This window comes from Stackebrandtia nassauensis DSM 44728, from assembly GCF_000024545.1.
Taxonomy (GTDB): domain Bacteria; phylum Actinomycetota; class Actinomycetes; order Mycobacteriales; family Micromonosporaceae; genus Stackebrandtia; species Stackebrandtia nassauensis.
In genome coordinates this window covers 4,474,350-4,488,379 of record NC_013947.1, presented here as the reverse complement: position 1 = coordinate 4,488,379, position 14,030 = coordinate 4,474,350, and the positions used below count along the sequence as shown (strand labels likewise).

The window sequence follows — 14,030 nt, the reverse complement described above, 5'->3', positions numbered from 1 at the left end:
GCCCCGGACCGGTTACACCCGCAGGTCCGCCGCGGCCGGGAGGTGGTCGCTGCCGGTGGCCCGCAGCGTCCACGAGCTGACCGGGGTCACGCCCCGGGTGAGTATCTGGTCGATGCGCGCCATCGGGAACTCGGCGGGCCAGGTGAACCCGAAGCCCTCCCCGGCGGCGGCCTGGGTCGAGTCCAGTTGCGCGGCCAGCGGCGCCAGACTCCGGTCCTGCATGGTGCCGTTGAGATCGCCGAGCAGGACGACCGCGTCCAGCTCCTCCTGGGCGATGGCGCTGCCCAGCGCCTCGGCGGTGTCGTCGCGCTGGCTGGAGGCGAAGCCGTTCGAACTCACCCGTACCGAGGCCAGGTGCGCCACGTAGAAGGCGACCTGGGTCTTCCCGGTGTCGATCTTGGCCCAGATCGCGCGGGTCCAGCCGATGCCGATGTCCACCGGACCGGAGTCGGTGATCGGGTGCTTGGACCACAGGCTGACCGTCCCCTGCTGCATGTTGTGCGGGTAGGTCGCGCTCATCGCCTTCTCGTACTGGCCCTGGGCTTCCTCGCTGACCTCCTGCAGCGCCACCACGTCGGCGCCGGAGCCGACCAGCGTGGCGACGGTGTCCTTCGGGTCGGGGTTGGAGACACCGACGTTGTGGGTGACGACGCGCAGATTGCCCTCACCGTCGCTCTTGTCGGGCAGCAGCTCGGCGTACATCAGCGCCCACACCAGCGTCGGGATCAGCAGCACGATGCCCGCCGTGGGGGCCTTGCGCAGCCCGGCCCACAGCGCCAGCGGCAGGATCGCCCAGCCGAACCAGGGCAGGAACGTCTCCACCAGCGAACCGAGGTTGCCGACGACGTTGGGGATCAGGCGGTGGAACGCCAGCACCACGCCGAGGATGAGCGACAAAGACGCGGGTACCAGACCGCGCCTCCACATACGTACTCTCGCGTTATCGGTGTCCAATGGCCCTCCGCCCCTATTCCGCGACCCGGCCAATAGTACGCAGAGCGTCAACCGGTTCCGAGAGAACGGAGACACGTCACCACCGATACACCCCGGGGGTATGCGCTACACTGTCCGGACCCGGAGCGAGAGGCGGTGAGGACGATGCTGTGGCGCCACCCGGCGGTGCGACTACTGCTGCTCGTCCTGGCCTTCGGCGTCGCCGGTATGCACACCCTCGGACACCACGAGGGCCACGACACGTCGTCGTCGATGCCGGGCCACGCCGTCCACGACGAGGCCGCCGCCTCGGACGCCGTCACCGTCACCCCGCCGACCGGCGATATGAACCCCTCCCAGATGTGCCTGGCGGTGCTGACCGCCGGTGCCGCGCTGGCGCTGGCCCTCATCGCGGCGCGAACCCGGCAACGCGTCCCCGCCAGCCGTTGGCGGCCAAGGCTTCGCGCCAGCCGACGTTCCAGCCGCGGCCCACCGCGCTCGATCCCGGTGAGCCTGCTGACGGCCCAGGTCACGGTGCTGCGGATATAGGAGTACGCCGACGACGCGCGCCCCGCGCGCGGACGTCCATTCCCGCGTACCCCAATCCGTTCATCCAAAAAGGAGCAACCGTGTACCTCAAGACCTTCACCCGTCGTGCCCTCATCGGCGTGGCCACCGCCGCCACCCTGGCGCTCGCCGCCTGCGGCGGCGGACAGACCGACCACGGCGGCGAGCACTCGTCCGACAAACCCGACGCCTCGGAGAAGTTCAACGACGCCGACGTCATGTTCGCGCAGATGATGATCCCGCACCACGAACAGGCCGTCGAGATGGCCGAACTGGCCGAGAACCGGGCGTCCGACGCCGACGTCAAGGACCTGGCCGTCGAGATCAAGGACGCCCAGGGGCCCGAGATCAAGACCATGACCAAGTGGCTGAAGTCCTGGGACCAGCCGGTCGAGCCCGATCACGACATGGGCGGCGAGGACGGCATGGCCGACGCGGACGAGATGATGAAACTCAAGGACAGCAAGGGAACCGAGTTCGACAAACTGTTCGCCGAGCTGATGATCGCCCACCACGAGGGCGCGGTCACCATGGCCGAAGACGAGCAGAAGAACGGTGAGAACCCCGAGGCCAAGAAGCTGGCCAAGGCGATCGAGAAGACCCAGACCGCCGAGATCGAGGAACTCGAGGCGATCCTGGACCGGTTGTAGGACTGGCGGCCGGGAGGCACGCGGGTGCCTCCCGGCTCACATACTCGCGGTGGACAGTTTCGCGGCGAAGCCGAGCATGACCGCCCCGATGCCGCCGGTGCCCAGTGAGGACAGTCGACGGCGGCGGCGGAACGCGCTGGCCAGGGCGTTGCCGCTGAAGATCAGCACGCTCAGGTAGGTGAGGCTGCAGACCTGGACGATCGCTCCCAGCAGCAGGAAGCTCAGCGCCGGGTAGGGGTAGGCGGGGTCGACGAACTGGACGAAGAACGCCACGAAGAACAGGATCGCCTTCGGGTTGAGCAGGCTGGCGATGAACGCGCGCCTGAACGGACGTTCCAGGTTGGTGGTCTCGGCGGGTGCGTCGGCGTCGTCGGTCCTGCGGGCCCGCCAGGTCTTGATGCCCGAACGGATCAGCATGACGCCCAGGTAGGCCAGGTAGATGGCCCCGGCGTACTTGACGATCGTGAACAGCACCGGTGAGGTCTGCAGCAGCGAGGCCACCCCGGCGGCCGAGGCGATCATGAGCACGGAGTCGCCGACGAAGACCGCCGCGGCGGCGCGGTAGCCGTCGCGGACGCCCTTGCGGGCGGCGACCGACAGCACGTACAGCGAGTTGGGTCCGGGCAGCAGGATCACCAGGACGGTGGCGATGACGTAGGTCCACAGGTCGGTGACACCAAGCAGCATGAGCTCATCCTCGCCGAGAACCGGTGGGGATCACAATGGTGTTTTCAGTGAGGCCGGACACGCCGTCTACTCTCGGGTGAGGTGGGCGGGCACGGGCACGGTGGTGTCGTCGTCGGGGATCGGCTCCAGCGCCACGGTGCGCAGCGGCACCTCGCCGCCCCAGTAGGGCAGGCCGATGTCGTCGGGGTCCTCGCCGGGGCCGCCGGAGCGGGTCTTGACCGACACCTCGTTGAGCCGCAGCGCCAACACGCCGGTCTGGGCCAGTTCCTTCTGGGTGGGCGGCCGCGACTGTTCGGAGCGGCCGGGGGCCAGGTGGTCGACGATCGCGGCCAGCGCGTCCCATTTCTCGATCTCGTCGGTGACCAGGTAGGCGCGGCCGTGGGCCATGACGCAGCGGTAGTTGGCGGAGTGGTGGAACCAGGACCTGGAGAAGATGATCCCGTCGTGGATGGTCACGGTGACGCACACGTCGACGCCGTTGTCGCGGCCGTTGAGGAAGGCGCGGCTTCCGGTGGAGCCGTGGAAGTACAGGGTGTCGCCGATGCGCGCGTAGGCGGTGGGCAGCACCCGGGGGACGCCGTCGGCGGCGTAGCCGATGTGGCAGATGTACGCCTCGTCGAGGATGGCGTAGGCCTCCTCGGCGTCGTAGCGCAGTTTCTCGGGGACACGCAGGGAGGTGGTGCGGGGAGTGGGGGTGAAAGTCATGGGGTACCTCGCTGTCGCCGCGAACTATGTTCTAGTACAATCTTGAAACTGTGGTAGAACAATATCAGATCACCGGAGCCGGTGCCGCCGAAATAGTCGCCAGCGTCGAGACCGGCGTGCGCACCTCCCGGCTGGCACCCGGCAGCGCGCTGCCGCCGGTGCGCGCCCTGGCCGCCGAACTCGGCCTGGCCACCGCCACCGTCGCCGCCGCCTACCGCACGCTGCGGCAACGCGGCATCGTCGACACCGCCGGACGGCACGGCACCCGGGTGCGGCAGCGGCCCGCGATCGAACACCGGGGCCGCACGGCGCTGCCCGCGGGCGTGCTCGACCTCACCACCGGCGAACCCGACCCGGCGCTGCTGCCCGACCTGGCCGTGGCGCTGCGGCAGGTGCCCACCACCCCGGCCAGCTACCGCGACGCCGGGGCCTCGCCGCGACTGCTGGCCGCCGCCCGCCAACGGCTCGCCGCCGACGGCCTGAGCGGCACCCCCACCGTCACCGGTGGCGCGCTGGACGGCATCTACCGCGCGCTGTCGGCCCACCTGCGTCCCGGCGACCGGGTCGCGGTCGAGGACCCGTGCTGGTCCAACGTCCGCGATCTGCTGGCCTCGCTGGGGATGCACGCCGTCCCGGTCGCCGTCGACGACGAGGGCCCCACCCCCGAGGCTTTGGAGCAGGCACTGCGATCGGGGGCCAGCGCCTGCGTCCTCACCAGCCGCGCCCACAACCCCACCGGCGCCGTCATCACCGCCGAGCGCGCCCGGCGGCTGCGCGCCGTCCTGGCCCGGCACCCCGGCGTGCTGGCCATTGAGGACGATCACTGGGCCGAACTGTCCGACGACCCGCTCCACCCGGTCGCCGACGCCGCCGCCCGCTGGCTGTTCCTGCGCTCGGTGTCCAAACCGTACGGACCCGACCTGCGGCTGGCCATCGGCTGCGGCGACGAGGCCACCGTCGCGCGGCTGCACGGCCAGCTGCGGCTGAGCTCCGGCTGGGTCTCCACCGTCCTGCAACACCTCGTGCTGGGCGTGTGGGACGACCCGCTGACCACCCCCGCCCTGCACCGCGCCCGCGACACCTACCGCGACCGCCGCCAGGCCCTGCTCACCGCCCTTGCCGCCCACGGCGTCACCGCGCGCGGCCACACCGGCCTCAACGTGTGGATCCCGGTGCCCGACGAGACCGCGGCCGTCACCACGCTGCGCGACGCCGGTTACGCCGTCGCCCCCGGCACCCCGTACCGCATCGCCTCGGCGTCGGGCATCCGCGTCAGCACCAGCGACCTGCCGCTCGACCACGTCGAACCCCTGGCCACGGTCATCGCCGAGGCCATGCACACGCCCTACCCGCTCGCTTAGGGCCTGTGCGGGAGTTCCATTCCTGCTGCGCGCCCTCCAGGCGGCACCTGGCCGCGTTGTCGGCACGCCGACATCCAACACCGGGATGCCGACGCACCTCCGCCTTGCCATGCACTCGCCTGGAGGCCGCTCGCGACGGAAGCGAACCCCCACACAGGCCCTAACGAGACGCACGCCATACCCCCTTGCCCAACCGGCCCTCGACCCGGCAGTCTGGCATTCCCCGCCCACCCCGAAAAGAGCCCTCATTGGACACCACCGTCGACACCGCCCGCGTCCAGCGCTCCACACTGAGACTGCTGTTCACCACCCAGATCATCGGCGGCGTCGGCGTGGCCGTCGGCATCGCCGTGGGCGCCCTGCTGCTGGACGAACTCACCGGCGGCGCCTCGCTGTCGGGGCTCGGCTCGGCCGCCAGCGTCATCGGCGGCGCGCTGCTGACGATCCCGATCGTGCGCATCACCAACCGCTTCGGCCGCCGCTACGGACTCACCTTCTCCTATGTCGTGGGCACCTTCGGATCGCTGGCGATCCTGGGCTCGGTGTACTGGAACTCCATCCCGCTGGCCTTCTTGGGGATGCTCGCCTTCGGCGGCGGCACCGCCGCCAACCTCCAGGCCCGCTACGCCGCCGTCGACCTCGCCGAACCCTCCCGGCGCGGACGGCAACTGTCCATGGTGGTGTGGGCGACCACGCTGGGCTCCGTCTCCGGCCCCAGCCTCGCGCCGCTGGCCGACCGGTACCTCACCGACCTGGGCGCCCCCACCTACGCCGGGCCGTTCCTCGCCAGCGCCATCGGCTTCGCCGTCGCCGCGCTGACACTGTGGATACTGCTGCGGCCCGACCCGTTCCTGCTGGCCCGCCGACTGCGCGACGAGTCCAACGGCGACACGACCGGCAAAACCGCCGCTCAGCCCGGCATCGCCCACGGCTGGCGGGTCTACCGCACCAACGCCGCCGCCCGCGTCGGCGTCACCGCCGTGGCCCTGGGCCACCTGGTCATGGTCGCCGTCATGACCATGACACCCGTCCACATCAAACACGGCGTCAGCGACCCCGACCAGGTCATCTCCATCGTGGGCATCATCCTCAGTCTCCACATCGCCGGGATGTACGCGCTGTCGCCCATCGCGGGCTGGGCCGCCGACAAGTACGGTCCCCGCCGCGTCATCGGCTGCGGCATCGCGCTGCTGTTGGCCGCCTGCGCGGTATCGGGCACCGCCGGACAGTCGCACCCGCAACTGGCGATCGGCCTGATCCTGTTGGGCCTGGGCTGGTCGGGCACCCTGGTCGGTGGATCGGCGATGCTGACGGCCGCCGTGCCCGCCGAGCAGCGGCCCGCGATCCAGGGACTGTCCGATCTGACCATGGGCTGCGCCGGAGCGCTGGCGGGCGGACTGTCGGGCTTCATCGTCGACGCCGCCGGATACCCCACCCTGGCGGCGGTCGCGGCGCTGGTCGCGCTGCCGGTTACCGTGCTCGTGTTGAACACCCGCGTCGAGGGGAACTGAATGCGACTCACCGAATTCTGGGAGAACATGGCCGAGACCTTCGGCCGGGGCTACGCCGAGAGCGTCGCCGCCGACCAAACACTGCCGCAATTGGACGGACAGACCATCAACCAGGCGCTGTCGGGGGACTGGGACACCAAACACGTGTGGATGGCGGTGTGCCAGGCTTACGGGGAGCGGGTTCCGTCCCGGATTCGCCGCTTAGCCCCGTCTCGAACGCCCGTCCGATATAGTGACGTTCGAAAACGACACGGCGCGCGCCGCGTCCGTCATGTCACAGGCCGGGTCTACCGTGATCGGCATGGCTAAGACAACAAGCAAGAAATCCGCGACAACGGGAGGGACCTCCATGGCGGGCACACCCGACAAGACCAAGGCACTCGACCTGGCGTTGGCCCAGATTGACAAGCAGTTCGGCAAGGGCTCGGTCATGAAGCTCGGCGAACGCCCCAAGGTCGACATCAAGGCCATCCCCACCGGCTCCATCGCCCTCGACGTGGCCCTGGGCATCGGCGGGTTGCCGCGCGGCCGCATCATTGAGATCTACGGCCCCGAGGCCAGCGGTAAGACCTCGCTGGCCCTGCACGCGATCGCCAACGTGCAGGCCGAGGGCGGGATTGCGGCCATTGTAGACGCCGAGCACGCGCTCGACCCCGTCTACGCCGGGAACCTTGGCGTCAACACCGACGAGCTGCTGGTATCGCAGCCCGACACCGGTGAACAGGCCCTTGAGATCGCCGACATGCTGGTGCGCTCGGGAGCCGTCGACCTGATCGTCATCGACTCGGTGGCCGCCCTGGTGCCGCGCGCCGAGATCGAGGGCGAGATGGGCGACAGCCACGTGGGTCTGCAGGCCCGGCTGATGAGCCAGGCACTGCGAAAGATCACCGGTGGCCTCAACAACACCGGCACGACCGCGATCTTCATCAACCAGTTGCGTGAGAAGGTCGGCGTGTTCTTCGGCAGCCCCGAGACCACCTCCGGTGGTAAGGCGCTGAAGTTCTACGCCTCGGTCCGTTTGGACATCCGCCGCATCGAGACCATGAAGGACGGTGGCGAGGCGGTCGGTAACCGCACCCGCGTCAAGGTGGTCAAGAACAAGGTCTCCAGCCCGTTCCGGCAGGCCGAGTTCGACATCCTCTACGGCGAGGGCATCAGCCGCGAGGGCTCCCTCATCGACCTGGGCGTCGAAGAGGGCATCGTCCGCAAGTCCGGTGCCTGGTACACCTACGAGGGCGACCAGCTGGGCCAGGGCAAGGAAAAGGTGCGCGCCTTCCTCAAGGAGAACCCGGACCTGGCCAACGAGATCGAGAAGAAGATCAAGGAGAAGCTCGGCGTCGGCGTCACCTCCGAAGGGGACACCGAAGTGGTCGCCACCGAGCCGCCGGTCGACTTCTAAGACTCCATGAGGGACTCGAAGCGCTCCGCGAAAGCGGAGCCGCCCAAAGACCCGGCCGAGCGGGCGCGGGAGATCTGCCTGCGCCTGCTCGACGTCCGGCCCCGCACCTACATCGAGCTGGCCGAGGCGCTCACCAAGAAGGACATACCCGACGACATCATCGCCGAGGTCCTCGACCGCTACCGCGAAGTCGGCATGGTCGACGACGCGGCCTTCGCCCGAGCCTGGGTGTCCAGCCGCCACCGCTCCAAGAAACTGTCCCGCCGCGCCCTCTCCAGCGAACTGCGCCGCAAGGGCGTCGACACCGAACTCGTGGACGAAGCCCTCGAGCAGGTCGACGGCGACAGCGAACGCGAGGCGGCCCGAGCCCTGGTCGAGAAACGACTGCGCTCCATGGGCTCGGTCCCACCCGACGCGGTCTTCCGTCGCCTGGTCTCCATGCTCGCCCGCAAGGGCTACCCGGCGGGAGTGGCGGTGGGCGTCGTCAAGGACATCCTGGCCGAACAAGCCGAAACCGCCGAGCTGGCCGAACAGATCGACGTCGACGCGATGAGCGGCGAAGCCGAAGCCGAAACCTCGACCTAACCACCCAAGCCGCAACATAATCGCCGAGCCGAGCCGAGCCGAGCCGAGCCGAGCCGAGCCGAGCCGAGCCGAGCCGAGCCGAGCCGAGCCGAGCCGAGCCGAGCCGAGCCGAGCCGAGCCGAGCCGAGCCGAGCCGAGCCGAGCCGAGCGTTGCTTTGCGCGTGCGTCGGGGCGGCGTAGCCGCTTATGCTGGCCGCGAAGGCCAAGCCCGAAGGCCAAGCCCGAAGGCCAAGCCCGAAGGCCAAGCCCGAAGGCCAAGCCCGAAGGCCAAGCCCGAAGGCCAAGCCCGAAGGCCAAGCCCGAAGGCCAAGCCCGAAGGCCAAGCCCGAAGGCCAAGCCCGAAGGCCAAGCCCGAAGGCCAAGCCCGAAGGCCAAGCCCGAAGGCCAAGCCCGAAGGCCAAGCCCGAAGGCCAAGCCCGAAGGCCAAGCCCGAAGGCCAAGCCCGAAGGCCAAGCCCGAAGGCCAAGCCCGAAGGCCAAGCCCGAAGGCCAAGCCCGAAGGCCAAGCCCGAAGGCCAAGCCCGAAGGCCAAGCCCGAAGGCCAAGCCCGAAGGCCAAGCCCGAAGGCCAAGCCCGAAGGCCAAGCCCGAAGGCCAAGCCCGAAGGCCAAGCCCGAAGGCCAAGCCCGAAGGCCAAGCCCGAAGGCCAAGCCCGAAGGCCAAGCCCGAAGGCCAAGCCCGAAGGCCAAGCCTGAGCCGCTGCGGACGCGAAGCGTCCGCAGCGGCTCAGGCGGGTGGGAAAGCTTCAGCTTGGAATGCGAGCTGGCGGAGTGTTACGACGACGGTTGTGGCCGCGATCGAACGGGCTGCTCGACGGCCGAATCGTCGCCTCGCTGCGCTCGGCGGCCTCCCTTGTGGTCCAACAGCTGCGCTCAGGCTGTCACAGCGGCAGTCGAGCCATTGGCTGGGCGACCCGCCTCCACTCGCTCGCGGCCGAACTGCCGCGACGTAGTCGAGGTACCCGCCCGCGAGCGACTGTTCAACTTGTCGCTGTTGGCCGCGGCCAAGTCGTCGCCTCGCTACGCTCGGCGGCCTCCCCTCCGGCCTTGCGGCCGCCGTCACGCTGCTTGGCTCCCTCGTCAGGGTCGCCCTTACTCTCTGCTTGGCCGGACTGCCGTGATGTAGGCGCGGTAGCCGGCTGCGGCAGTGTCGGTTGGGGGCAAGCGCTGGGGTGTCAGGCGCGGAGTTTTTCGATGAGGTCGTGGATCCGGCCGATCAGGTCGACGAAGGCTTGGATCGGTTGGGTCAGGCGCAGGATGATGCGGGTGGTCCGCTTGAGTTTCTCGGGTGCCGCGTTGTCGCCGACCTTGTCCTCGAGGTCGTCGATCGCGTCGGCGACCTCGTCCGGGTTGGACAGGTCGGCGGCGTGGGTTTGGAGGAGGTCGCGGAGTTCGGTTACTAGTTGGCGCAGTTCGGTGTCAGCTGTTGCTTTGCCGTCCAGGTAGAGGTAGCCCGTGGCGTTCTCGCCCATCGCTCCCACGTAGCCGGGTCCGGTTTGGGAGGCCGTGTGGACCGTGCCGTGGTTGTTGATGATGGAGGCGGGGTTGTTGTCGGGGCGGTCGGTGGTCATGCTCAGCTCGCTTTCGGGCTCGGGGTGTTCTGGGAGCGGGGGCCTTGGGAGCCGACGGTGCCCGGCCCCGTTTGGGAGGCCGTGTAGACCGTGCCCTGGTTGATGACGGTGTTGTTGACGATGGTGTTCTTGCGCAGCCGTAGCTCGGAGATGTCGATGTAGCGCTCCAGGAAGTTCAGGGAGTGTTCGAGGATTTGGGCTTCCAGGATGGAGGTGTACTTGACCGCGTCGCGTTCCTGGAAGTAGTTGTGGACGTCGAGGTCGGTGCCCAGTTCGCGGATGCTCACCTTGGCGCCGTGGTCGGGGTGCTCGGAGACCTCTTCGGGGAGGGTCACCTCGCGGAAGGCCGCCCGGAGGCTGTCGCGCAGGGCTCGTAGGAGGACGAAGGGGCTGCGGCCGATGCGGGCGGGGAGCTTGGCGACCGCTTTGAGCGCTTCCAGGACCACCGCCGCTCCGCTGATCTGGGACTTGTCCTGCAGGACGTGGTACTCCTCCTTGGTGGGGGGAAGCATGTAGCTGGAGAACTCCATGTACAGCGTCTCGCCCTGGATCGCGGCGGCGACGAAGATGGTGGTGACCAGCTCGCCCTCCCAGGAGTTGATCTGGCACTTCAGGTAGTGCCGTACCGGCAGCGTGGGGTCGGTCTTGATCACCATCATGTCGCCGGGCATCCCCGAGCGGGGGAGCTGGGAGGTGAACTGGACCGGTTCGCGGGTGTCGACCCCGGCGACGAACGCCTGGTCGGTGATGACCAGTTCGGGAAGGCGCTTGAAGCCCGGGGTGTCGCGGACGTAGCGGTGGAGTCCGGAGTGGATCGCGTAGATCAGTTCCGGGACGGTGAATCCCGGCCCGTCGGTCTCGATGCGCCGGTCGGGGTCGTCGGCGCGCGGGTACAGCGGCAGCGGCAGTTGCCAGGTCCACAGTTCGACGCCGTGCCCGATGAAGGGCGTGTAGCCCGAGTAGTTGACGACGTCGCCGTACTGGCCGTAGCGGATGCGCTGGGACTTGGCGGTGTCGGTCAGGCCGGTGGGGCCGACCCCGAGCCGCAGTTGCCGGACGAACAGTCGCCGGATCGCCGCCAGCCCGGCCACGGTCAGCGTCGGCAGCCCCAGGATGACCACCACCAGCAGCGGGACTGGTGTCGACGAGGAATCCGAGTCCACCGGAGTCTGGTCGGGGTACGGGTCGCCGTAGGGGTCACCGGACGGGGTGGGTGTCGGTTGCGAGTAGTCCAGCCCCGATTCGAAGAGTCCCGCGATGACCGCGACCGGGAGTTCCACGGCCCCGGTGAACGACAGCACCAGCAGGAACGCGATGAGGGCGAGGGTCATCAGCATCACCCGGCCACCCAGTTGCGCCGGGGTGGCGGTGGCTTTGCCGCGCACCATCGCGACGATGTCGAGGACGAGGTTGACCACGGCGGCGGCGAACGCCCACAGGCTCAGGATCACCAGGGCGATGAGCGCCTCGAAGCTGGTGGCGCACAGGAACAGCACCATGATCCCCAGCAGGATCCCGGCCTCGGACAGCGCCAGGGCGTGGGATCGCTTGGCGTGCAACGCGACGCTGGCCCCGTCGGTGCCGGCCGCCGGGGCGACCGCGCGGCGTGGTTCGTGGTAGACCTCGTCGAGCACCCGCAGCCGGAAGTCCTCGTCCAGGTAGGCCCCGACGCACAGGTGCCGGGTGGACCGGGAGTTGACGAACTGGAACGCCGCGGCGTTGCCGCCGAGCGCGGGTGAGGGCGCGGGCGCCGGGGTCGGTGGGCTGGTCACCGGTGGTGAGGTCGGTTTCGGGTAGCCCTCTCCCCACTGCGCCACCCGTTGCGGCTGCTCATGCGACATGTCGACTCCCGTATCCCTTCGGTGTCAGCACTGTCCGGCAAGCCTCGCCGCCGGGCGCTGGAACCGACAGGCCGTGACGCTGACAGTCGCGCCCGGGGCCGCCGGATCGCCGCCGCGCCGCCAAAATCCGGACAGCCGCGGCGACGTGGGGCTGGGTCGTTAACCGGTGGATGTGGAGTTCGCCCCGGCTGTGGTCCCCGACGGCGGCGACGTTGGCGACGGCGTTGTCGCCCTGCGCCACAATGTAGGTGGACGCGGGGCGTTGTTCGCCGGGCGCGGTGTGCGCGGCGGGCTGGTCGGGACGGGTGTGGTGCAGCAGTTCGAAGGCGAAGGCGCACGCGTGCCGGGCCGCCACCGGCTGCCAGTGCCGGTCGGCCGCGAATGCCTTGTCGTCCAGCAGGTCCGAGATGCCGCGTATGACCATCGCCGACACCGACGGGTTGGCGTGCGCGGCGGCCATCACGCCGAAGCCCTCGGTCTCGATGCCGAGCGCGTCGTCGCAGTGCCGTTCGATGAGGAGCGCCGTGTGCGACTCGGCGGAGGTGACGACCCGGCCGCCGGCGGCCAGCGGCCCCACGTGGGCCTCGGGCGGCCGGTCCAGTGGCAGCACTATTCGGTCGCGCCAACGGTTCTGGGACGCGACGGCCTTGGCCCGCTGCACGAGCGGGAACGACGCCGACAGCGACTTGACCCGCCCCAGCGTCGTCTCGCCGGTGTCGCGTCCGGCTTGGTAGTCGTAGACGCTGTCGGCGGCCACCACGTCGCCGTGCCGTACTTTCCTTCTGCCACCGGCTATCCCCACCAGCAGCACCACGGCGGGTTGGAACAGCGTGATCGCGCGTTCCACCTGGACCGCGGCGGGGGTGTTGTCGCGTCCGATGTGGGTGGCGACGACGCACCAGTGCTCGAAGTCGCCGAGCTGGTACAGGCTGCCGCGTTCGTCGTGTTCGATGGGCGGGGTCTCGAGATGTTCCAGGATCGCTTGGTATTCAAGGCCCAGGGCCGCGCACACGACGGCGACGGGGCGATGATTGTCCGTGGGCATATGACTACGATAATCGTTGGCGGGTGGAAGGCGCATTACTCCACTAGGGTGAATAAAAACCGGAAAGTGTTGCGGCTAGCGGCATTGGAGCTACCGGATGACCTTGACACAGGAGCTGATCGAGGAACTGCGCCTGCTGCACCGGGGACGGGGGGTGGCGGCGGCCGAGCTGGGCAGCAGATTGGGGCCGCGGCTGTTGTCGTTGACGGAGCTGGGATCCGACGCCGACACCTCGCGACTGCGGGCCGAGCTGATGGAGCGGCTGCGGTTGTGCGTCGCGCGGCTGGGGGACGCGGAACTGCGGCTGGCGGCCGAGGCGGACCTGGGGCTGCGGCACTCACACCTGGAGCTGGCCGAGCGCCGGGCGCGGCTCGTCATCGACCTGCGGTGGTCGGAGCGCACCGTCTACCGGCGGGTCGACGAGGCCCGATGCCTGCTGGCCGAGGTGATCGCGACCGAATTGTCGGGTCGCGGCGACAGCGCCGAGGGCTGGTACCTGGCGAGCTTCGACGCGCTGATGCGGCTGGACCGCGATCCGGTGTCGATCCACGAGAGCCGCACCATCGTGTCCACCCGGGACGGACTCGACGAGGTGGAGCTGCCCTTCGACGTCCCGCAGGGCGCGGGCGGCGGCTGGCCCCGGCTGGACTTCGACGCCCGTTCCGGCGGCGAGATCGTGGCCGCCGACGCCTCCTCGCCCCGGCGGCCCCGCACCCGGGTGGCACTGTCGAAGACCCTGGCCAGGGGTCAGACCCACCTGCTGGAAATCGACATCACGGTCGCCGAGGGCGAACTGCCCAGGCCGCACTACATCCTGATCCCGGAGCGCACCGTCGAGCGGGCCCGGCTGCGGGTGCGGTTCGACAAGGCGGCGCTGCCGCGCTGGGTGCGCCGGGTGGAGGCCGAACCGGTGCGCGCCTTCGATCCGCCGCACGACGACGGGCAGTGGCTGGTCCCGGACCGGTCGGGGGAGGTCGGCGTCGAGTTCCGGCGGCTGTGCCTGCAACTGGGTTACGGGATCCAGTGGGGGACGAGCATCGCCTGAGGCCGGGCCACGGTGGGTTTCGGAAGCGGCGGACGGTCAGCACGTCCACCCGCCGCTTCGGCCTGGGTGTTCAGCGATGCGTCTCCATGGGGCACCTTCAGATCACGACGGAACCTTAAAGTCAGAATGACAT

General features: G+C 69.5%; 14 protein-coding genes. 8 read left to right on the top strand and 6 right to left on the bottom strand.

The genetic code is table 11. The features are described from left to right. Positions 1-12: 12 nt before the first annotated feature. Positions 13-927 carry an endonuclease/exonuclease/phosphatase family protein gene (locus tag SNAS_RS20675; protein ID WP_013019412.1) on the bottom strand — a complete coding sequence of 305 codons (915 nt, stop codon included), beginning with the start codon at positions 925-927 and terminating at the stop codon, positions 13-15. A gap of 171 nt (positions 928-1,098) precedes the next feature. On the opposite strand from SNAS_RS20675, the gene SNAS_RS20670 reads away from it, so the two are divergent. Continuing rightward, a complete protein-coding gene (locus tag SNAS_RS20670) occupies positions 1,099-1,482 on the top strand; it encodes a DUF6153 family protein (RefSeq protein ID WP_013019411.1) in 384 nt (127 codons plus the stop codon). 80 nt (positions 1,483-1,562) lie between these two features. Then, complete coding sequence (locus SNAS_RS20665; RefSeq protein ID WP_013019410.1) at positions 1,563-2,150, top strand: DUF305 domain-containing protein; 588 nt, start codon at positions 1,563-1,565, stop codon at positions 2,148-2,150. A gap of 36 nt (positions 2,151-2,186) precedes the next feature. On the opposite strand, the gene leuE is transcribed toward SNAS_RS20665, so the two are convergent. Next, positions 2,187-2,837, bottom strand: a complete 651-nt coding sequence (leuE, locus tag SNAS_RS20660) for a leucine efflux protein LeuE (RefSeq protein WP_013019409.1) — start codon at positions 2,835-2,837, stop codon at positions 2,187-2,189. 66 nt (positions 2,838-2,903) lie between these two features. Continuing rightward, complete coding sequence (locus SNAS_RS20655; RefSeq protein ID WP_013019408.1) at positions 2,904-3,542, bottom strand: pyridoxamine 5'-phosphate oxidase family protein; 639 nt, start codon at positions 3,540-3,542, stop codon at positions 2,904-2,906. A 50-nt stretch (positions 3,543-3,592) separates the two neighbouring features. Here SNAS_RS20655 and SNAS_RS20650 point away from each other — a divergent pair, with 50 nt between their 5' ends. The 5 genes from SNAS_RS20650 to SNAS_RS20630 all read left to right on the top strand — a co-directional run bounded on the left by SNAS_RS20650 (position 3,593) and on the right by SNAS_RS20630 (position 8,398). Further along, on the top strand, positions 3,593-4,903 hold the full coding sequence (locus SNAS_RS20650) for an aminotransferase class I/II-fold pyridoxal phosphate-dependent enzyme (RefSeq protein WP_013019407.1): 1,311 nt from the start codon (positions 3,593-3,595) through the stop codon (positions 4,901-4,903). A 248-nt stretch (positions 4,904-5,151) separates the two neighbouring features. Then, entirely contained in the window at positions 5,152-6,414 is a 1,263-nt protein-coding gene (locus SNAS_RS20645) for an MFS transporter (protein WP_013019406.1), read from the top strand. Further along, positions 6,415-6,723 (top strand): DUF3046 domain-containing protein, encoded by a 309-nt coding sequence (locus SNAS_RS34255; RefSeq protein ID WP_013019405.1) that lies wholly within the window; start codon positions 6,415-6,417, stop codon positions 6,721-6,723. It begins immediately after the preceding gene. A gap of 40 nt (positions 6,724-6,763) precedes the next feature. Beyond that, entirely contained in the window at positions 6,764-7,813 is a 1,050-nt protein-coding gene (gene recA / locus SNAS_RS20635; protein ID WP_013019404.1) for a recombinase RecA, read from the top strand. A gap of 6 nt (positions 7,814-7,819) precedes the next feature. Continuing rightward, a complete protein-coding gene (locus SNAS_RS20630) occupies positions 7,820-8,398 on the top strand; it encodes a regulatory protein RecX (protein ID WP_013019403.1) in 579 nt (192 codons plus the stop codon). A gap of 1,172 nt (positions 8,399-9,570) precedes the next feature. Here SNAS_RS20630 and SNAS_RS20625 read toward each other — a convergent pair. The 3 genes from SNAS_RS20625 to SNAS_RS20615 are packed head-to-tail and all read right to left on the bottom strand — an operon-like array spanning position 9,571 to position 12,852. Continuing rightward, positions 9,571-9,966: a hypothetical protein gene (locus tag SNAS_RS20625; RefSeq protein ID WP_013019402.1), complete on the bottom strand. Its 396-nt coding sequence runs from the start codon at positions 9,964-9,966 to the stop codon at positions 9,571-9,573. Positions 9,967-9,968: 2 nt separating this feature from the next. Then, positions 9,969-11,807, bottom strand: a complete 1,839-nt coding sequence (locus SNAS_RS20620) for a hypothetical protein (protein ID WP_013019401.1) — start codon at positions 11,805-11,807, stop codon at positions 9,969-9,971. After that, the gene (locus tag SNAS_RS20615; RefSeq protein WP_013019400.1) at positions 11,797-12,852 is read right to left on the bottom strand and encodes a 5'-methylthioadenosine/S-adenosylhomocysteine nucleosidase family protein; all 1,056 of its coding nucleotides are present in this window, start codon (positions 12,850-12,852) and stop codon (positions 11,797-11,799) included. Before SNAS_RS20615 ends, SNAS_RS20620 begins: the two co-directional genes overlap by 11 nt. A 97-nt stretch (positions 12,853-12,949) precedes the next feature. Between SNAS_RS20615 and SNAS_RS20610 the strand changes: the two genes are divergently transcribed. After that, the gene (locus SNAS_RS20610) at positions 12,950-13,897 is read left to right on the top strand and encodes a hypothetical protein (protein WP_013019399.1); all 948 of its coding nucleotides are present in this window, start codon (positions 12,950-12,952) and stop codon (positions 13,895-13,897) included. The last annotated feature ends 133 nt before the right edge of the window (positions 13,898-14,030 follow it).

Coding starts and splice junctions, on each gene's coding strand:
- SNAS_RS20675 (WP_013019412.1), bottom strand. CDS start 927: ATGTGGAGGCGCGGTCTGGTACCCGCGTCTTTGTCGCTCATCCTCGGC.
- SNAS_RS34255 (WP_013019405.1), top strand. CDS start 6,415: ATGCGACTCACCGAATTCTGGGAGAACATGGCCGAGACCTTCGGCCGG.
- SNAS_RS20670 (WP_013019411.1), top strand. CDS start 1,099: ATGCTGTGGCGCCACCCGGCGGTGCGACTACTGCTGCTCGTCCTGGCC.
- SNAS_RS20625 (WP_013019402.1), bottom strand. CDS start 9,966: ATGACCACCGACCGCCCCGACAACAACCCCGCCTCCATCATCAACAAC.
- SNAS_RS20615 (WP_013019400.1), bottom strand. CDS start 12,852: ATGCCCACGGACAATCATCGCCCCGTCGCCGTCGTGTGCGCGGCCCTG.
- SNAS_RS20620 (WP_013019401.1), bottom strand. CDS start 11,807: ATGTCGCATGAGCAGCCGCAACGGGTGGCGCAGTGGGGAGAGGGCTAC.
- recA (WP_013019404.1), top strand. CDS start 6,764: ATGGCGGGCACACCCGACAAGACCAAGGCACTCGACCTGGCGTTGGCC.
- leuE (WP_013019409.1), bottom strand. CDS start 2,837: ATGCTGCTTGGTGTCACCGACCTGTGGACCTACGTCATCGCCACCGTC.
- SNAS_RS20630 (WP_013019403.1), top strand. CDS start 7,820: ATGAGGGACTCGAAGCGCTCCGCGAAAGCGGAGCCGCCCAAAGACCCG.
- SNAS_RS20610 (WP_013019399.1), top strand. CDS start 12,950: ATGACCTTGACACAGGAGCTGATCGAGGAACTGCGCCTGCTGCACCGG.
- SNAS_RS20655 (WP_013019408.1), bottom strand. CDS start 3,542: ATGACTTTCACCCCCACTCCCCGCACCACCTCCCTGCGTGTCCCCGAG.